General features: G+C 52.2%; 15 protein-coding genes. 12 read left to right on the top strand and 3 right to left on the bottom strand.

Annotated features, from left to right (window positions below):
• Positions 1-218: 218 nt before the first annotated feature.
• Both K0T92_RS05450 and K0T92_RS05445 read left to right on the top strand, forming a co-directional pair.
• A complete protein-coding gene (locus K0T92_RS05450; RefSeq protein ID WP_219871418.1) occupies positions 219-1,130 on the top strand; it encodes a selenium metabolism-associated LysR family transcriptional regulator in 912 nt (303 codons plus the stop codon).
• Entirely contained in the window at positions 1,121-1,966 is an 846-nt protein-coding gene (locus tag K0T92_RS05445; protein WP_219871417.1) for a PHP domain-containing protein, read from the top strand. The genes K0T92_RS05450 and K0T92_RS05445 overlap by 10 nt, the downstream gene beginning before the upstream one ends.
• 87 nt (positions 1,967-2,053) lie before the next feature.
• Here the strand turns inward: K0T92_RS05445 and K0T92_RS05440 are convergent, their stop codons facing one another.
• Complete coding sequence (locus K0T92_RS05440) at positions 2,054-3,844, bottom strand: Rqc2 family fibronectin-binding protein (RefSeq protein WP_219871416.1); 1,791 nt, start codon at positions 3,842-3,844, stop codon at positions 2,054-2,056.
• A gap of 156 nt (positions 3,845-4,000) precedes the next feature.
• Here K0T92_RS05440 and K0T92_RS05435 point away from each other — a divergent pair, with 156 nt between their 5' ends.
• The 4 genes from K0T92_RS05435 to K0T92_RS05420 all read left to right on the top strand — a co-directional run bounded on the left by K0T92_RS05435 (position 4,001) and on the right by K0T92_RS05420 (position 11,482).
• Positions 4,001-6,790, top strand: coding sequence for a calcium-translocating P-type ATPase, SERCA-type (locus tag K0T92_RS05435; protein WP_219871415.1), 2,790 nt, complete (start codon positions 4,001-4,003; stop codon positions 6,788-6,790).
• 472 nt (positions 6,791-7,262) lie between these two features.
• Complete coding sequence (locus K0T92_RS05430) at positions 7,263-9,980, top strand: Ig-like domain-containing protein (RefSeq protein ID WP_219871414.1); 2,718 nt, start codon at positions 7,263-7,265, stop codon at positions 9,978-9,980.
• Between the two features lie 20 nt (positions 9,981-10,000).
• Positions 10,001-10,714 carry a hypothetical protein gene (locus tag K0T92_RS05425; RefSeq protein ID WP_219871413.1) on the top strand — a complete coding sequence of 238 codons (714 nt, stop codon included), beginning with the start codon at positions 10,001-10,003 and terminating at the stop codon, positions 10,712-10,714.
• Between the two features lie 273 nt (positions 10,715-10,987).
• Complete coding sequence (locus K0T92_RS05420; protein WP_219871412.1) at positions 10,988-11,482, top strand: C40 family peptidase; 495 nt, start codon at positions 10,988-10,990, stop codon at positions 11,480-11,482.
• A 222-nt stretch (positions 11,483-11,704) separates the two neighbouring features.
• Here the strand turns inward: K0T92_RS05420 and K0T92_RS05415 are convergent, their stop codons facing one another.
• Together K0T92_RS05415 and K0T92_RS05410 are read right to left on the bottom strand one after the other, a co-directional pair.
• Positions 11,705-12,718 (bottom strand): LLM class flavin-dependent oxidoreductase, encoded by a 1,014-nt coding sequence (locus K0T92_RS05415; protein ID WP_219871411.1) that lies wholly within the window; start codon positions 12,716-12,718, stop codon positions 11,705-11,707.
• A gap of 48 nt (positions 12,719-12,766) precedes the next feature.
• On the bottom strand, positions 12,767-13,486 hold the full coding sequence (locus K0T92_RS05410) for a 3-ketoacyl-ACP reductase (RefSeq protein WP_219871410.1): 720 nt from the start codon (positions 13,484-13,486) through the stop codon (positions 12,767-12,769).
• 216 nt (positions 13,487-13,702) lie between these two features.
• Here K0T92_RS05410 and K0T92_RS05405 point away from each other — a divergent pair, with 216 nt between their 5' ends.
• The 6 genes from K0T92_RS05405 to rpoZ all read left to right on the top strand — a co-directional run bounded on the left by K0T92_RS05405 (position 13,703) and on the right by rpoZ (position 19,767).
• On the top strand, positions 13,703-14,923 hold the full coding sequence (locus K0T92_RS05405) for an aspartate aminotransferase family protein (protein WP_246627897.1): 1,221 nt from the start codon (positions 13,703-13,705) through the stop codon (positions 14,921-14,923).
• Between the two features lie 700 nt (positions 14,924-15,623).
• A complete protein-coding gene (gene dapF, locus K0T92_RS05400; protein ID WP_219871408.1) occupies positions 15,624-16,454 on the top strand; it encodes a diaminopimelate epimerase in 831 nt (276 codons plus the stop codon).
• Positions 16,455-16,480: 26 nt separating this feature from the next.
• Complete coding sequence (locus K0T92_RS05395) at positions 16,481-18,358, top strand: bifunctional homocysteine S-methyltransferase/methylenetetrahydrofolate reductase (RefSeq protein ID WP_219871571.1); 1,878 nt, start codon at positions 16,481-16,483, stop codon at positions 18,356-18,358.
• 294 nt (positions 18,359-18,652) lie between these two features.
• Positions 18,653-18,913: an extracellular matrix/biofilm regulator RemA gene (gene remA, locus K0T92_RS05390; protein ID WP_020615370.1), complete on the top strand. Its 261-nt coding sequence runs from the start codon at positions 18,653-18,655 to the stop codon at positions 18,911-18,913.
• A 14-nt stretch (positions 18,914-18,927) separates the two neighbouring features.
• The gene (gene gmk, locus K0T92_RS05385) at positions 18,928-19,545 is read left to right on the top strand and encodes a guanylate kinase (protein ID WP_219871407.1); all 618 of its coding nucleotides are present in this window, start codon (positions 18,928-18,930) and stop codon (positions 19,543-19,545) included.
• A 15-nt stretch (positions 19,546-19,560) separates the two neighbouring features.
• Entirely contained in the window at positions 19,561-19,767 is a 207-nt protein-coding gene (rpoZ, locus tag K0T92_RS05380; RefSeq protein ID WP_219871406.1) for a DNA-directed RNA polymerase subunit omega, read from the top strand.
• The last annotated feature ends 47 nt before the right edge of the window (positions 19,768-19,814 follow it).

Raw genomic sequence — 19,814 nt, 5'->3', positions numbered from 1 at the left:
TCCATTGAAAATGCCGTGGATGGAATCGCCTAACGGGCTGTTCTATCTTTAATAAAGGGTCTCAACAGCCTGAGCGCAGCCTGATTGGCTATGCTTTTTTTTATGGATGTGGGGATACATTAAATAAGGTCTGATGTATAATGAACGTGTACGAGAAGAGAAGATAGGCCTGTTTCCGGCGGCGCTGCAAGCTTCTTGTCTGAGAAAGGATGACCCCAATGGCACTTAATTTCCATCAACTCCACATATTCTATACCGTGGCTGAGCGAGGCAGCTTCTCGGCAGCCGCTCAAGCTCTACATATGACTCAGCCTGCAGTGACGATGCAAGTGCAGTCGCTGGAGGATTATTTCGGCACGAAGCTGCTGCTTCGCTCGACGAAACGTATCGAATTGACCGAGGCGGGCAAGGCATTGATGCCCTATGCGCGGCGCAGCATCGAGCTTATTCGGGATACCGATATGCAGATGTCCAAATTCACGAAGCAGCTGAAGGGAAGATTGCAGCTCGGCGCCAGTCTTACGATTGGCGAATATATTTTGCCGCGTCTGCTCGGTCCCTTCGGCCAGGAATACCCTCATATTGCCATTAGCATGAAAGTGATGAACACCGCTCAGATAATAGAGGAGATTACGAATCATCAGCTGAATTTCGGACTGATCGAAGCGCCTGTCAATCATCCGGATATGCACATGGAAGCGGTCATGAGCGATGAGCTGAAGCTGATCGTGCCGAAATCCCATCCGCTTGCGGAAGCTGCAAGTGTTGACATTGCCGATGTGCTCACCTATCCATTCGTACTGCGTGAGCAGGGATCGGGGACCAGGCTCGTGATGGAGGAGCAGCTGCGCAATAAGAATATTGATCCGGGCGAATTGAAGATCGTGATGGAACTGGGCAGCACAGGTGCAGTGAAATCCGCCGTAGAGGCTGGTCTTGGCATCTCGTTCGTGTCGGCTTCATCCGTCAAGCATGAGGTTGCGCTTGGACTAATCAAGACAATCCCTCTCACTGATGCCACCTTCAAGCGGCAATTTTACTCCATATATCTCAAATCCGCGCTGCTGCCAATCTCTGCTGTGACCTTCCTTACTTTTCTGAGAGAGAGGGATCTGCAGCAATGGCTGTAAACCGCGCTGATCTTCATACCCATACAACAGCTTCCGACGGCATGCAGCGGCCTGCGGACAATATTCGTCTGGCGAAGGAGGCAGGGCTTGCGGCAATTGCTATCACAGATCATGATACGGTCGATGGCATAGCGGAAGCGATGGAGGCTGGAGAGCGGCTTGGCATTATCGTGGTTCCGGGGGTCGAGATCAGTACATCGGCAAACGGCGGAGATGTCCATATTCTGGGTTATTATACGGACTGGCAGAATGAGGCATGGCGAAAGCAGCTTGGCAGCTTGCTGGATGTGCGGGATCGGCGGAATGAGATGATTGTCGAGCGATTAAGCGCCATGGGCATTACAATCACGCTGGATGAAGTGACAGAGGAGGCCCGCAAGCAGGGGAAGGACGGAGGCTCTGTCGGCAGACCGCATATCGCCTCTCTGCTGCTCGCCAAAGGGTACGTCGCTTCCATGCAGGAGGCGTTTGATGTGTATCTTGGCTCGGAAGGCAGCGCTTATGTGAACCCGCCCAGACTGCACCCGTTCGAAGCGGTTGACTGGATCAGGGACGCAGGAGGGACAAGTGTAATTGCGCATCCGGGCCTCTATGGCGATGATGGTCTGGTGGAGGAGATTATCCGCTATGGCGCCAATGGAATCGAGGTGTATCACTCCGATCATTCGCCGGAGGACGAAGCGAGGTACTTGCAGCTGGCAAAGAAATATAATCTGACCATCACGGGCGGATCCGATTACCATGGGGAACGGCAGGGCGAGGTATTCCACGGGGCCATCGGCCATCGTACCGTTGACGTCTCTGTGCTTGACCAGTTGAATCGTCGAGGCAGATGAGTGGCCAATGGTGCTCGTTAGAGCTTTATTATTGCCTTTAACAAACAGCACGGCTTGCGGGCTGCAAGCCGTGACAGGATCAGAGCATCAGCTTTTCAGCTGTGAAGCCAGCCCCTTGATGCGCTGTTCATCCGGAGTGATGAACAGCGTTTTTTGATGGTCATAGATGACGAATCCCGGCTTCGCGCCGCTTGGCTTTTTCACATGGCGAACGAGCGTATAATCGACGGGCACGGAGCTGGACGATCGTGCTTGGCTGAAGTGTGCGGCGAGCATCGCCGCTTCCTCCAGTGTCGCATCGCTGAATTCCGCAGCGCGAATAACTACGTGGGAGCCGGGGATATCCTTCGTATGAAGCCAAGTATCGCTCGGAGCCGCTGTCTTGTTCGTCAGATAGTCGTTCTGCGTATTGTTCTTGCCCACATAGATCGGTGTACCGTCAGAAGAGGTATAGCAAAGCAGAGAAGGGCGGCTGCTCTTGCGCTTCTTGCCCCCGCGCTTGGAACGGTCGCGAAGATAGCCCTGCTCCACCAGCTCCTCGCGAATCTCGCCAATATCGGCCAAGGATGCGCTCTCCAGCTGCTGAAGGAGAGAGGCCAGATAAGCCATCTCTTCCAGCGTGCGCTCCATCTGCTCCGCAACGATTGCCAAGCTGTTCTTGTGCTTCGTATACTTCCGGTAATAGCGCTGCGCATTCTCGGACGGTGTTAATTGAGGATCAAGTGTTATCCGGATCGTCGATTGCTCCTCGTCATAATAGTTGACCGCATCAATCCACGGATCACCACGCTTGATACCATGCATATAAGCTGTGACCAGCTCTCCAAGTATCCGGAATTTATCGGCATCCTTGGCCTCCTCCAGCGTTTCCTTCAGCTTCTCCAGTTTCTTCACATTTTTGTTGTGCTCGTTCTGCAGAAACCGAATTAAATCAGACACCCGCTGTTTCACTGTATCCCGCTGTGCTTTATCGCCATAGAAAGCTTCCAGGCAAAGGCTGATTGAGTTGAACGGCTCCACCTGGCCTTGGAAATGAGTGAGCTCAGTTACGGAGAATGCCGATCTGCCATTCTCGGCTGTCGTAATCGCCGGGGCATATTGATGAGCCCGGAATGCCGACATCATGTCGTTAAAAGCGGGCCATAATGCCGCTTCAGGCCTTTCCAGCTGAGCTGCGATCCCGCTGCGGAGGACGATCTCGTTCGCCAGCAATGGGCTGATGCCGCTCAGAGCTGCTACGAGCAGCTTCTCCGGTGGGAGCTCGCTGCGCGGAGTCACTTCCTCCCCCTGGGCTGACTCAGCCCCTTCCGGCGGGGAAGCTTGAAGGGCATCCGCAAATTCGGCTTCCGACCCAATGGCCAGCGGATTGCGCTTGTGCTGATCCGGCGGCGAGACATAGGGCACACCAGGCATAACAACGCGGTAGCTGCTAATCGCCGGTGTTATATGATGAATGCCGTCATGAATGGTTCGTGTTGCATGATCGATCAAAATGATGTTGCTGTGGCGCCCCATCAGCTCGATAATAATCGTCTTGAAGGAAATATCGCCCAGTTCGTCGCGCTGTCTAATATCGATATGAATAATCCGTTCATTCTCAATCTGCCGGACAGCTTCAATCAGGCCGCCCTCGCAATATTTGCGGAGCAGCATGCAGAACATGGGAGCTTCAAGCGGATTAATGAAGGACTGCTCTGTCCAGTGGACGCGGGGGTAGGTAGGGTTGGCGGATAGAAGCAGCTTGCCGCCCGTACCGCCTCCCCGGATTTGCAGGACGAGATCGTGATTGGTCGGTTGATGTATTTTATGAATGCGCGTTCCAACACAAGCTTGCAGCTCGTGTACGACAGCGCGGGTAACAATTCCATCTAAAGCCATAGTGTATAAATTCTCCTTTGTGTGCGTTCATCCCCCTATCATGCCATAAACGGGACAAAAACTTAAGTCCTTACTGGGATAATTTGCAGTTTGTCCGAATACATTTAGGCAATAAAGGCTGTCCGTCAGGCGGCAAGTAACGGAAGGAGACGGGGCATGGAACAACGGATGTGGCATCAAATGGGGACGGATGATCTGGCGCAGACGCTCAGTGCTTCATTAGAGACGGGGCTGTCACAGAGTGAGGCGACGGAGCGGCTGCAGCAGAATGGACGCAATGAGCTGTCGGAAGGCGAGAAGACATCGCCTATCGCTCTCTTCCTGGGCCAATTCAAGGATTTTATGGTTCTGGTGCTGATGGGCGCAACGCTTATTTCTGGCTTGCTTGGCGAATATTTGGACGCGATTACGATTGTAGCCATCATTGTATTGAATGCAATTCTGGGTTTCGTACAGGAATTCCGGGCGGAGCGCTCGCTTCGAGCGTTGAAGGCATTATCTGCTCCTGTAGCGAAGGTGCTGCGAAGCGGCGAGGTCGATGCTCTCCCTGCAACTGATCTTGTCATCGGAGACATTGTCGTATTGGAGAGTGGTGACCGCATACCGGCCGACCTGCGGCTTATAGAGGCGAACAGCTGTTATTGCGAGGAGTCTGCGCTGACCGGGGAGTCAGTTCCTGTGGGCAAGCATTGCATGCCGATCACCGAGGCGGAACTGCCGCTCGGCGATCTGAAAAATATCGGCTTCATGGGAACGATGGTCACAAGAGGCTCGGCCAAAGGAATCGTTATCCGCACCGGCATGGGAACGGAGATGGGCAAGATTGCCGATCTGATCCAGCAGACCGAGTCGATGGAAACGCCGCTGCAGCACAGGCTGGAGCAGCTTGGGAAAATTCTTATTGTTGTGGCGCTTGTACTAACTATTGTGGTCGTTCTGGCTGGCATTCTGCACGGCCATCCTGCCTATGACATGTTCCTGGCAGGCGTCAGCCTTGCCGTTGCCGCCATTCCGGAGGGACTGCCCGCAATTGTCACCATTGCGCTGGCGCTCGGGGTACAGCGGATGATTAAACGAAGAGCGATTGTGCGCAAGCTCCCGTCAGTAGAGACATTGGGCTGCGCGTCCGTCATCTGCTCGGACAAAACAGGCACGCTGACTCAGAATAAAATGACGGTAACAAATGTATGGGTAAGCGGACGCCAGATGGATGTCACGGGCGAGGGCTATGAGCCGACGGGAACGCTATTGGAAAGCGGGGCAGCCGTTGATATCAAGAATGATCTGCCGCTGCGCCGCTTGCTTCAGATCGCTGCCCTCTGCAACAATGCGACATTCGCGAAGGTAGAGGTTGAAGGGGATCCCAGGCGCAAGAAGGATAAGGACAATGCAGCCCATGTGGAATGGGTGTTAAAGGGCGATCCGACAGAGGGCGCGCTTACTGTTCTTGCCGCCAAGCTCGGAGTCACATCCAAGTCACTGGACGGCTTGTATGCAAGAGTGAAGGAGTTTCCCTTTGATTCGGAGCGCAAACGGATGTCCGTTCTTGTCTCCCATCAAGGGGGGCGGCTTGTCTGCACGAAGGGTGCGCCCGATATGCTGATGGAGCAGTGCAGCTATATTCTGTGGGATGGGAAGGTTGTGCCGTTCACCTCAACGCTGAAAGCAAAGGTAGTGGCAGCGGGCGAGCGAATGGCGCAGTCAGCGCTGAGAGTGCTTGGCATGGCATATCGCGATCTGCGCCCGAACGATGCCTGTGAGCATGAGGGCGAAGTGGAGAATGGGCTGGTCTTCGTTGGCTTGACGGGCATGATCGATCCACCGCGCCGTGAAGCGCGTGAGGCGATTACGACCTGCCGCAAAGCCGGCATTAAGACTGTGATGATCACCGGTGATCATCAATTAACGGCTGAGGCTATTGCAGGCCAGCTTGGCATTATGCCCCGCGGCGGGCATTCATTAAGCGGCCTGCAGCTCAGCTCGATGAGCGACGAAGAGCTGGATCGGCATGTTGACGGGACTTATGTCTACGCGCGTGTATCGCCCGAGCATAAGCTGCGTATCGTTAAAGCGCTGCAGCGAAGGGGTCATGTTGTCGCTATGACCGGCGATGGTGTTAATGATGCGCCGGCGATTAAAGCCGCTGATATCGGGATCGCGATGGGCATTACAGGTACGGATGTGACGAAGGAGGCGTCCGCACTCGTTCTTAGCGATGACAATTTCGCTACCATCGTCGCAGCTATTGAGGAAGGACGGGGCATCTATGAGAATATCCGCAAGTTTATCCGTTATCTTCTCGCTTCGAATGTTGGTGAAATCTTGACGATGTTCTTCGCTATGATAGCCGGTCTGCCGCTGCCGCTCGTGCCGATTCAAATTCTGTGGGTGAATCTCGTTACAGATGGTCTGCCGGCTATGGCACTCGGTGTAGATCAGGCGGAGAAGGATCTGATGCAGCAGAGGCCGCGCTCCGCGAAGGAGAGCATTTTCTCGCGCCGTCTCGGGTGGAAGATTATTAGCCGTGGAATATTGATCGGCGTCTGTACGCTGGGCGCATTCTGGATTACGCTCATTCAATCTCCGGATAGTCCTACGAATCTGATAGAAGCACAAACCGTTGCCTTCGCCACGCTTGTCATGGCGCAGCTGATCCATGTGTTCGACTGCCGGAGCTCAAGGTCGATTTTTCACCGTAATATATTGCAGAACAAGTATTTGGTATTAGCCGTACTGTCGTCACTGCTGCTCATGCTGGGCGTTCTCTATATCGATTTTCTGCAGCCGATCTTCAAGACTGTGCCGCTCGGACTTCGTGAATGGTGCCTCGTCATTGTCGCTGCGGGTATTCCGACCTTCCTGATGGGCGTTGGCAGCGTGCTTGGCGGAACGAACAAGAAGAAATCCAATTGGCCGCTTAGCCGCTCCGGCACAATGGCCCGTTAAGGAGGACAGCAGCCGCATGCCGGGACAGCAGTCACAGACCGGGATGCTGGGCGTTTGCCAGAAACATGAAGAAAGCTTGGCGGTGAAGATGACTGCCAGGCTTTCTTGCGGTGTATTCACACTGCCAACATCCTTTTTACAGCTCATAAGATGGAGGGGAACGGGGCCTGTCTGATTCTGTAAGCAGACCGTTCCGTGTTATAGCATGCAGTTGGCTTGCTTTCAGTCGCTGAAAGCGGATTTTTCCTTTTTACGCACTTAAGGTGGTGTCCGGCGAGTCAAGCACCAATTGTGGAAATGAGCCAAAAATAAGCAATAAGACCTATATGATCGCTGACTAAAATCGATGACTGTTCGGATGACGCCGGTCACTGGCAGATATGACGGAATTTCATGGAAAATAAAGAAGTCAGGATGCGCTCAGGGCGAGGGCATCAGCTGAATAAGAGACTATGAAATGGAGTTGACCTTGATGACAGAGCGTTCAGCAAGTGGAGAAGAAATGAATAATAACGGGCAAGAGCCGATGATAAAACTTCAGCCGGGAGGCGTTGCGCCGGTACTGAGCTACAATGTGCCAGAGCCGACCGCGTACAACGGAAGGAATTTTATCGATCTGCAGCTGCATGACGGTTACTTTCTTCCAACGAAAACAGCAGGGCAGAAATCCGCTAGCCTGCAAGCATCCCCCTCAATGAAGAGCAGCGCACCCGAAGCGTCGCCTGTAGAGGTGCTGAGAGCGGCGCAGCAATCGGGCGAGAGACTGACTTCCCGGCTCGCTAATCTGGCAGAGGAGGAAGTGCAGCGCAAAACCGATGAAGGGCAGAAGCTGAATATTCATCGTACAATGACGGGAGCATTATCCTATTCATTCCTGAACGCTGAACGGGGAGAGGAATCCGTATTTGCAGCAGCGCCATCCGAGTTCTCTGAGACAGGCAGGAACAGTTTCGTTTCATCGATGAGAATGATGGACGACGATGGAGGCATTATCGGAATGCGGCCAAGAGATGATATCGATCCGCTTCCAGATCCAGACCCTTTGCCTGATCCTATCGTCGTGTCGGTGAACATTACTTCTCCGGCTGCAGGAGGAACGGTAACCGGCCCGCATACTGGAGCGCCTCTGGAAATTCGTGGCCGCGCGTCGATCACATCGGGATTAGGAAGTGTCAAAAAGGTTGAGGTTCAGATTGGTTCCGGTGCGTTCCAGGCTGCAACGCTGTCCCCGGACGGCACATGGGTACTGTCAACTGTAGTATCAACGACAGGCTCGATAGCTATCACTGCCAAAGCGACCCACTCCGGCAATATGATTACCGCCTCCAGCAAAATAACGGTCCTGATCTCGCTGGCTCAGGCGCCCGATACAGTCGTGCCGACAGTGAGAATCTCATCGCCTGTAGCAGGCGAGCTGCTGAATACGAAAGGCGGTCCGGCCGCTGTCATTACGGTCGAAGGCACAGCCTCGGATAATCGCGGCGTAGCAAGAGTTGAGGTGATCGTCGATGGGGGTACTCCCGAGATGGCCGAGACAACGAATGGATTCGCGAACTGGAAGCGGCAGATCTCCATGCCGGCGGGCAATCATACGATTGCAGTCCGCGCTTATGATGCGGCCAACAATGTCGGCACTCATAGCGTGACTGTATATGTCGATGGCCAGCCGCCTAAGATCGGGATTACGGCACCGCTTAACGGAGCGACTTTTGCTGGAACCTTCTCTCAGGGAGCGGTCATTGAAGTATTCGGAACGGCAGAGGACGCTGGCGGGATCGACCGCGTAGAGGTATCGATCAGTGAGAATCCGGTATTTATACGTGCTGCCGAGAAGGCGACGGGCGATTGGTCGGTATGGAAAGCGACGTTCACCGTTAATTCGACGAATGTACATTCGATAACAGCGCGCGCTATCGATAAATCCAACAATGTTTCGGAGACGACGATCGGTATTAACGTGAATATTATGCCGGAAGTCAATTCCAGATTGAAGCGCCTTATCCTGGTGGAATCCTATCGCATGTCCTCCTATCTGGCGAACTATGGAGCGGGACGCACAATCAAAACCTTCTCCCTCCTGCCTGGCGAGAAGAGCAAGATCAGCATTCGCTCCTACAATCAGAATGAAGTGACGGCCAAGAGTGCAGCGACGATTCTGGATTCAGTGACGGATGACATCTCCGATGAGTTCGAGAATTCGATTGCCCGCGAGCAGGCGGATCAGAAAAATTACAGTGAAAGCAATGAGTACAAAATCGAAGGCGAAGCAGGCGTGAGCTGGGGATGGGGCAGCGCCTCGATCAGTGCGAGCACAAGCGGCGGGACGAATGCGGCGCGTGAGCAATTTGCCAAGAATGTCGTGAACAATACACAGAAGCATGTTGCGAAGGCTTCGGCAAGACGGGATGTTCAGATCAACACCACCTATGAAGAGAAGAAGACGAGCACAGAGGAAGTAACCATCGTACGTGAAATAGAGAATATCAACGTCAGCCGTACGCTGAACTTCGTCTTCCGCCAGATGAACCAGGAGTACATTACGCTGCTCCATCTTGTTGATGTGCGCGTCGGTTATTTTACAATTGATATGGTGAACGGCGAGGAGAAGAAGGTATACCGCGAAGTTACGCTGCCGCAGCTTGATGCGCTGATCAGCGAGGTGATCGTACCGGATAAAAGAATCGAGGTCCGCAATGCCATCCTCAATCAACTGATGAACGTCTTCGATTATCAGGACCGCCATCATGCATTCGTTGAGGAAGAGCCGTTCAAGAACAGAGAAGGCACCATTATCCCGCTCTCTAATTATTTGCGGATCAAGAAGGATTATACGTCGACGTACAGCGATGAGGCGAGTGGAACGACGCTTGAAGTTCCAGGCATTATTCTGTCGGCCAGCCGTCATGTGCTTCGGACAGACGGCATTGTAGTTGAGGCTTTGCTGGGCCAAGGCGAAGCGCTTGATGATTATTCCCGCAATCTCCAGGTGGAATCCGTGAGGGAGAAGGAGCTGCGCAATGAGCTGCTGGAGACTGAAATTGCGATGAAGCGGTTAGCGCTGCAAATTATGACCTCCAAGGATGGGGAAGCCGCCGAAATCTACAAAATCCTCAATCCGCAGCCTCAAGTTGTGGAGAAGAGCGAGCAGGGAAGTGGAACAACCGGACAGAACCAAGCGGAGGCTCGTTAGCCTAAGGGGGTTCGAATACGATGGATGCCATCAAGAAGAATGAAGATAAAGTGCTGAACGGCAAGTCCTTGAAGAACCGAGCGAAAGCGGCCTATGACAAAAACAAAATCAAGTGGACCTTGAATCTTGTATTCAAGCTGCTGAAGAAGCTGGTCAAGGTGCCGGTCGTGAACAAGTTTCTGGATTATCACAAAACCCATATCAAGTATTTGGGCATCGTGCTGACCTCGGTTGTCAATATGGAGCCGATCGACAAGGAGATCGAAGATATAACGATCAATCTGGATGATTATATCCGGCAGACAGAGGAAGTGCTTGCAGCAATAGCGGAGCTCCCCATGGATCCCCTCGAAGGGATGCGGAATCCCGTCATTATACTGGAGATTGCGGAGGATCCGGCAGCAGCCAAAGAATATGATGAGATGCTGGATGCGTATCAGGAGCTCGTCCAGACAGCGCTCAATGCCATTACACATTGCGCCGAGCAGGGTAGAGACATTGAACGCGATACCCGTGATCATACAAAGAATATAATCGACAAACTAAACGGAATGACCGTTGAATCGGCTATCGACCGTGTACTGATTGAGCGCAACAAGACGCGTGTTCAATTCGTTCAGCTTGATCTTATGACGCGTATCCAAAGAGTAAGAAGCCGCGCTGAGGATGCGAAGCGGGTCGTCGAGCCGTTGATTGTAGATGTAGCATTGATCGGAAGAATCAATAAAAAATAGTATTGCTGAAGGGGCAAGCCTGCGAGCCGGACCCTGCCGCCCTGCTTTATGCAGAGGCAGCAGAGAGCCGGAGCGGGCTTGCCTTTGATGTGAAAAGCATAAAATTCGAACCATGTCCAGAAGAGAACTCTCATCGTTTTCTAATAAAGCGCTAATAATCCTGTCATGCTCTGGCATTGCTGCTTCAGAGGTACATTGTGGGAATGTTTTCTGTGTTAAGGTGTTTACAGAAACAAGCCGCAATCATCCAATGCTGAGAGGAGCAATTTCAACATGAATAAGAAAAAAATCATGACAACAATAGCAGGTATCACGCTTAGTCTTACAGTAGCTTTTACCGGGAGCGTTATTGTCACGCCTCATTCTGCCCATGCTGCAACTGTGAGCGCTTCCAAAGCGGATAGAGTTATTGCGACAGGCAAACAATATCTGGGCGTTCGTTATTTGTTCGGAGCACAAGCGGGAAGAACATCCGCATTCGACTGCTCCTCTTTTACCCAATACGTATTTAAGCGGAACGGCATCACGATCCCTCGCTCTTCCAAAGCACAAGCCAAGGTAGGGGTCAGAGTATCCAAAAGCCAGCTGAAGCCCGGTGATCTGATCTTCTCGGATACGAACCGCGATGGAGTTATTAATCATGTAGGCATCTACATGGGGAATGACAGAACGCTTCACACCTATCGGGTCGGAATTGGAGTAACAATCTCGAAATTCTCTGGCAGCACATGGGACAAGACCTTCGTGACAGCCCGTCGTGTCATCTAGAACCGGCATTCACATCCACATCACAAATATAGCGGATTCTGGCGTTCATAACAGGAATAGGATCAGGGGAAAGGGTGTCTCAAATGGCTTGAAATGGCTATAGAGGCATCAACCCGTCGATAAAAATAATAGCGGTACAGGATAGTGGGCTGTGATCTGAAAGAGGGACACTTTGAAAAAAGTGACACCAACTTCCAGATCACAGTCAAACCTCCTGTATCGCTATTTTTGCGAGTTATGAACGGCTTCAGCCACCAACTGATAGGATCGCTTGCGGGCCTCATGATCATAGATTTGCGCAGTAATTATAATTTCATCGGCCTGCGTCTCCTCAAGAATGATCGGGAGCTTCTTTTGTATCGCGGCTTTATCGCCAGCGATGGAATAGCTGAGCTGCTTGCGAATCAGCGCTTTCTCCTGCGGGGACCATAGAGATTCCATACTCTCCACAGGAGGATTCAACGGGCCGGTACGGCCGCGGATAAGATTCAGAAATTGCTGCTCCTGGGAAGTCGCGAGTCTGAGGCCCTCCTCCTCCGTATCGGCGGCAACGATATTGAGGCCCACCATTACATAAGGCTCGTTCAGCGCTTCAGAAGGACGGAAGCTGCTTCGATACAGCTCCAAGGCGGGCAGCAAATAATCCGGCGCAAAGTGGCTGGCAAAAGCGAACGGCAGCCCTAGCTGGCCAGCCAGCCGGGCGCTGAAATCGCTTGAACCGAGCAGCCAGACCGGAATGTCCATACCTTCGCCAGGGACAGCCCGAACGCCCATTGGCCTTGCATCGGAGTCTGTGGACAGATAAGCGCGCAGCTCCTGCAGCAGCTCCGGGAAATCCTGTCCGCCGGTGCCGAGACTGCGCCGCAGCGCGCGGGCAGCGGGCTGATCCGAGCCGGGCGCTCTTCCAAGCCCCAGATCGATCCGTCCCGGATATAGCGATTCCAGCGTTCCGAACTGCTCGGCAATAACTAATGGGGCATGGTTGGGCAGCATAATACCGCCGGAGCCTACCCGAATTGTACTTGTGCCTGCAGCAATATGGCTGATCACAAGCGATGTTGCCGAGCTGGCGATGCCCGGCATATTGTGATGCTCTGCGAGCCAATAGCGGTAATAACCTAGCTTCTCGGCATGACGCGCGAGATCGAGCGAATTCCGGAAGGAATCTGCCGGAGTTCCGCCGAGCAGTATTGGAGCAAGATCCAGAACTGAAATGCGAACATCTTTTTCCGTCATTAGAAAGTCAGCTCCTTCTCAATCATGTTGTGAGGTATCCCAGGCTGCTTATTGCGGGTTGGTCGTCCAAATGCCAGCGGTCTTGATGAACACGCGCTGTGGAAGCTTGATGGTGGCCAGAATCAGCTCCGCAACATCTTCCGGCTGCATCATGCGATCCTCGTCGCCGATGCTTAGTCCATTGTTAACAGCTAGCTCCGTGTTCACCGTACTCGGCGTGAGAGCAGTGACACGAATGTTGGATTTGCGAACCTCCTGCATCAGTGCTTCCGTTAGCCCGATGACCGCGAACTTGGAGGCGCAATAAGCCGAGCCTGTTGCGAAGCCGCGCTCCCCTGCAGTAGATGCAATATTAAGGATGGTACCGCTGCTTTGCTTCAGCATGGTTGGCAATGCCGCGCGGGTTACGTAGTAGGTGCCCATCAGATTCGTTTGAATAATATTGTTCCACTGTACAGGGTCCATATCCAGCAGCGTGCCGAACTGGGCGATGCCTGCATTGTTAATCAGAATATCAATAGAGCCAAGCTGTTCTGCCAAAGACTGAATCGCCCCATCTGCAGCTTCTTTATCTGCAATGTCTGCCGGAGCGCAATAAACCTTAATGCCATATGTAGACGTGAGCAGCGATTGGAGGGATTCCAGATCAGAGCTGTTTCTGGCAATGATACCGAGATGTACCCCTTCCTTGGCTAAGGCGATAGCAGCAGCCTTCCCGATTCCTTTGCCAGCTCCTGTAATAATCGCTGTTCTATTCTGCAGTTCCATCCTGTCAACACTCCTTATAAATGATTATAAGCCGAAAGAGAAACAAGCTGTATTCTACTTAACGAGCAAGTGCAGGTTGCGCTCTTCAACCCCTTTATTATAGGACTTGAAGAGGACGGATTCCAGTTAGGCAGCAATTTCACATTGAATAAAAATACATTTATCCGTATAATAATTCATGATCCTGAAAATATGCGGGGAAAAGGGGCAGAGATAATGGAAGGATGGGGAGAGGCAGGCATGGAAACCGGGCAGCTGCTTGCGGCAGCAGAGCGGCATGTATTGTTCACGACCAAGCGTCCGGAGGTCGTTATGGAACGCGGGGAAGGGCTATACTTGCAGGATACGGAGGGCAAGTCATATTTGGATTTTGTCGGAGGCTGGGCAGTCGTCTGTTTGGGGCATTCGCCGGATGTTATTAAGAGAGCATTAGAGGAGCAGGCGGGCACACTAGTTAATGCGAGCCCTGCATTTTATAACAAGCCTATGATTGCGTTTGCCAAGCTGTTGACGGATATTAGCACCTTCGACAAAGTATTCTTTGCCAGCAGCGGAGCCGAGGCGAATGAGGGCGCGATCAAGCTGGCAAGAAAGCACGGTTCCCGAAATTTGGGAGGGGCCTACGAAATTATAACGACCAGAAACGGGTTTCATGGGCGCACCCTTGCCACAATGTCTGCCACAGGAAAGGAACAATGGGAGCATCTGTACGAGCCCAAAGTGCCTGGATTCATACAAGTCCCCTACAACGACATAGAAGCAGCTAAACAAGCTGTCCATGCGAATACATGCGCTATCATGCTGGAACTCATCCAAGGCGAGGGGGGCGTTCATCTTGCAGAGATGGATTACGTGACCGAACTGCGGAAGCTGTGCGATGAGAAGGGGATTCTGCTAATAATAGATGAAATACAGACAGGACTTGGACGCACGGGCAAAATGTTCGCCTACGAGCATTACGGCATCGAGGCGGATATCATGACATTGGGCAAGGGAATCGGGGGAGGATTCCCGCTGTCCGCAGTATTGACCAAAGCAAAGTACGACCTGTTCGAAGCGGGAGATCAGGGTGGTACATATTCCGGGCAGCCGCTTGCGATGGCAGTTGGCCAAGCGGTCGTAAGCGAAATTATCCGCAAGAACCTGGCGGCCAATGCAGCGGAGCAGGGGAATTACATCCTGGCCCGCTTGCGCGAGATAAGAGAAAAGTATGGAATCCAGCGCATCGCTGGCAAAGGGCTGCTGCTGGCATTTGATTTGGCGCAGCCGATTGGCAGAGAGCTGGTGAATGCGTGCATGGAGGAGGGACTGCTCATCAACTCGCCTAATCCCTATACAATCCGGCTCATACCACCGCTCATCGTAACCCGAGAACAAATCGACACCATGTTCCGGATCCTCTGCAAAGTAATGGATCAACACATCCATATAGATTGAACTTATTGAAATGAACAAACAGACCGCTGCGCCGGGGGAATGTTCTTACGATCGCTGTTGTTCCCGGAATTCTTGAATTGAGGTAGTATATGGTGGAATTCCGGGAACAAAGGCGAGCGCTGGCGCTTCTCCAGAATCATTCCCCCTGCTCCGCTTAGTTGTTCTTTCACTCGTTCATCTAAATATAGAGCTTATTCCCCCCAAAGAAAGTAAAGAAGCAGTCTCAAACCGCATCATTAGCATCCAAGCATCTCAGGGACACCAACGTTAGTAGATCGTTCGTGCGAAGCACATGCAGGAGAGCGGAAGGTAGAGCGTGTCCGTAGGACAAAGCGGGGAGAGGAAGAAGAGGTGCACGGGTGCGCCGAACAAAGCGGTGTTGCTGCAGGCGATCGGGTGTCCAGAGGGCGAAGCCCTTGGGGTCCCCCTTTCCAAGGGGGATTTAGGGGGATAGGTCCAGGACAAAGCGGGGGAGTAGAGGAAAGAGAGGGCGGGTGCGCCGAACAAAGCAGCGTTGCTGCAGCGATCGGGTGTCCAGAGGGCGGAGCCCTTGGGGTCCCCCTTTCCAAGGGGGATTTAGGGGGATCATAGTACAAAAAATGCGTCAAATTATGAATAGCCTTTCCACATTCTTTGCGATATGCTATAGAAAAATTGAGAGCAATAGTATAGACTGTTGTGGGAGAAGGAGTGCAAGTTAATGAATTTCACGAAAATGCACGGACTAGGCAATGATTTCATCGTCATCGAAGGTGAGAGCAGCTTGCCGGATAATGCCTCGGAGCTGGCCTTGCAATTATGCAACCGGTACTTTGGGATCGGAGCTGACGGCTTAGTCTATATTTTGCCCTCCTCGACTGCAGATTTCCGCATGCGCATTATGAACTCGGACGGATCGGAAGCGGAGCAATGCGGCAATGCTATCCGATGCGTTGCCAAATATGTATTTGACAATGGCTTGACAGATAAGAAAGAGATCACAATTGAGACACTTGGCGCAGGCGTGCAGCAGGTGCAGCTGAATGTTGTGAATGGTGTAGTGGAGACGGTTCGCGTTGACATGGGAGAGCCGATTCTCGATGGCTTGAAGGTGCCGACAACGATCGATGCCAATCCGGTAATCAACCAGTCTATTGAAGTCGATGGACGCGAGTTCCTCTTCACAGCTGTCTCAATGGGCAATCCGCACTGTGTTATTTATGTAGACGATGCGGTTGGCTTTGATCTTGCGCAATGGGGTCCCAAGCTTGAAGTTCATCCCCTGTTCCCGCGCAAAATCAACGTGGAATTCGTTACTGTGAAATCACGCGATTATGCCGATATGAGAGTTTGGGAGCGTGGTGCGGGGCCGACGCTTGCATGCGGCACAGGCGCCTGTGCGACACTTGTGGCCTCCGTCTTGAACGGATATACGGATCGGACGGCAGTTGTCTCATTAAAGGGCGGCGACCTTAATATTGAATGGAATGCAGCGGATAATCACGTATATATGACCGGACCTGCATCAATCGTATTCCGAGGAGCGATATAAGGCAGGCATAAGAAGGAGATTAAATGATGAAACCGGATTTACGGGAAGCGCTTGGTGCGCGTATCTTAACCGGGGACGGCGCAATGGGAACCTATCTGTATCAGATGGGGTTCCCTGTCGGCGTTTCATACGAAGAATTCAACCTGCTGCGGCCGGAGCTGATTCAGGATGTTCATCGCCGGTATTATGAAGCGGGCGCACGGGTTATTGAAACCAATACATTCTCGGCCAACCGGGAAAGCTTGAACAAATATGGTCTGGATACTGATGTAGAAGCCATTATCCGGGCAGGTGTGCTGCTTGCCAGAGCGGGAGCCGGGGACGACGCTTACGTCGTAGGTGCAGTAGGCGCAATCAGAGCCGGCAAGCGGAGGAATATCCGCACATCCGAGCTTACAAGATCGTTCCAGCAGCAGATTCATGCATTGGTGGATGCTGGTGTTGACGGCTTGATTCTTGAAACATTCTATGATCTGGAAGAGATTCGGCTGGCACTTTCGATTGCGCGCAAAGCGACGAATTTGCCGGTTATTTGCCAATTTGCTGTAGAGAAGGAAGCCGTCACACAGGATGGCCATCCCCTTGCAGCTGCCTTCGAGCTTCTGCGCGATGAAGGCGCTGACGTCGTTGGCTTTAACTGCCGCAGCGGTCCGAACGGCATTCTGCGGGCGATCGATTCCGTCGAAGGCGAGATTAAGCTGCCTCTGTCTGTTTTCCCGAATGCGGGAATTCCCGACTATGTGGATGGCAAATATATGTTTACAGCATCACCGGAATATTTTGCCGAGTCCGCCCGTAAATTCGCCGATCGTGGTGCGCGGATTATTGGCGGCTGCTGCGGAACGACACCGGAGCATATTGCAGCTATAGCCGCTTCCTTGCATGGCTATGTTCCTCAATCGGTGCAGGGACAAGATGCAGCGAGTTCCCAGGAATCGTCTGTAGTTGTCATCTCATCCAAGGAGCAGCCGCAATCCGAGCCTGTTGCAGCACCGGTGCAGGAAGAAGAACCATCCATTGTTGAGCTGGTCAAGCAGCGCCATACGGTTATTGTCGAGCTGGATCCGCCTCGCGATCTTGACATTAGCAAATTTATGGCCGGAACCGCCGCTCTTAAAGCGGTTCATGCAGATGCCGTCACAATGGCAGACAACTCGCTTGCCGTGACGCGGATGAGCAATATTGCGCTGGCCTCCTTAGTCCAGCAGCATGTTGGAATTAGGCCGCTGGTGCACATCGCATGCCGTGACCGCAACCAGATTGGCACACAATCCCATATGATGGGGCTGGATGCGCTTGGTATCGATCATGTTCTCGCTGTCACAGGCGATCCGGCGAGATTCGGAGACCTGCCGGATTCGAGCTCTGTGTATGACATGACCTCTTTTGAGATGATTCGCATGATCAAGCAGCTGAACAGCGGGGTTGCATTCTCAGGCAAACCGCTGAAGCAGAAGGCGAAATTTGTCGTTGGCGCGGCATTTAATCCTAACGTGAAACATTTGGACAAAGCCGTCACGCGTCTGGAACGCAAAATCGAATCTGGCGCTGATTATATAATGACCCAGCCGGTATACGATAAAGGACTGATAGAAAGGGTCGCCGAAGCTACCAAGCATCTTTCGGTTCCGGTCTTTATCGGAATTATGCCGCTAGCAAGCGGTCGCAATGCCGAATATTTGCACAATGAGGTGCCGGGTATCCAGCTTTCGGACGAGGTTCGCGAGCGAATGAAGGGACTGGAGGGCGAAGCAGGACGCGCCGAGGGAGTCCGCATCGCCGAGGAACTGCTGGAGACCGCATTGGAGCATTTTAACGGGATCTATCTGATCACTCCATTTATGTTCTATGAAATGACGGCCCAATTGACCGAATATGTGTGGAGCAAGACAGGGAGAAAATAGCTCAAGCACTTGTTCCTAGTATGAAAATGAATTAGAATAGAGCAATGGATGCACTTGCCATGCCAAAGGCATACCGCCTGCGGACATGCTGATTCCGGTGCTGTCAGCAATGACAGCGTGGAGACGGAAGCGTGGCCGAACGTATGCTCCGGACTTTTTTCGTCAAGAATAGTGCAATGGTTCTGCTACCTTCATTATATTTGGCAGATGGAATAACTTCATCATTCTTGCGTTCATTTATACTTCGTGTTGAGCTGCTCTAGTATACACGAATTAGACCGGGGGGAGCCTGACATGGCCATTAAATTAATAAACATCGGCTTCGGAAATATCGTATCTGCGAATCGCATTATTTCTATTGTAAGCCCGGAATCTGCACCAATTAAACGTATCATTCAAGAGGCTCGTGACCGTCATATGCTCATTGATGCGACGTACGGTAGACGCACGCGCGCTGTTATTATTACAGACAGCGACCACGTTATCTTGTCCGCGGTACAACCTGAGACGGTTGCTCATCGTTTGTCGACGAAGGATGACGATCACGACGAATAGTGACGGGGAGTATTATGAACAGAGGATTGTTACTTGTATTATCAGGTCCATCAGGCGTAGGCAAGGGAACGGTATGTTCTGTGCTGAGGCAGAAGCAGGATGATCTTATCTATTCCGTATCGGCGACGACACGGGCTCCGCGTCAGGGCGAAATTGACGGCATTAATTATTTTTTCAGAACGCGAGAACAGTTTCAGGATATGATCGCCCGTGACGCGCTGCTGGAATATGCGGAATATGTCGGCAATTATTACGGCACACCGCGTGATTTCGTGGAGCGTACGCTTGATTCGGGCAAGGATATCATTCTTGAGATTGAAGTGCAGGGTGCTCTGAAGGTGAAGGAGAAGTTCCCTGAAGGAGTGTTCATCTTTCTAGTGCCGCCATCTCTGGAGGAACTGAAGGAGCGCATTACAGGACGCGGGACAGAGGCTGCCGATATTATTGACCATCGGATGTCGGTCGCTGTCGAAGAGATGAATCTGATCCGTTATTACGATTATGCTGTCGTGAATGATGAAATTGACGCTGCATGTCATAGAATTCAAAGTATCATTATTGCGGAACGCTGCCGCAAGGACCGGTTTCTTGCCGGCCTGGCTGCGAAGGTAGAAGCTTCAGAGAAAGCATGAGCGAGGTGAATAGACGTGTTATACCCATCCATTGATGAAATGATTAAGAAAGTGGATAGCAAATATTCACTCGTTGTCGCCGCATCGCGACGTGCACGAATGCTGCGTGACGGCAGCAAGTCGGAACTGTACGCACCCAAGTCACACAAATATGTCGGTGTTGCTCTTGAAGAGATCTACAATGATATATTGGTTGTAGTAAGCGGAAACAGAGAAGATTAACATGAATTCCTCAATGACAACCCTTGTGGTTGTTATTTTTTTAATTA

Source organism: Paenibacillus oenotherae (genome assembly GCF_019443105.1).
In the GTDB taxonomy this organism is placed as follows: domain Bacteria; phylum Bacillota; class Bacilli; order Paenibacillales; family Paenibacillaceae; genus Paenibacillus_Z; species Paenibacillus_Z oenotherae.
This window is presented reverse-complemented; position numbering and strand designations above follow the sequence as displayed.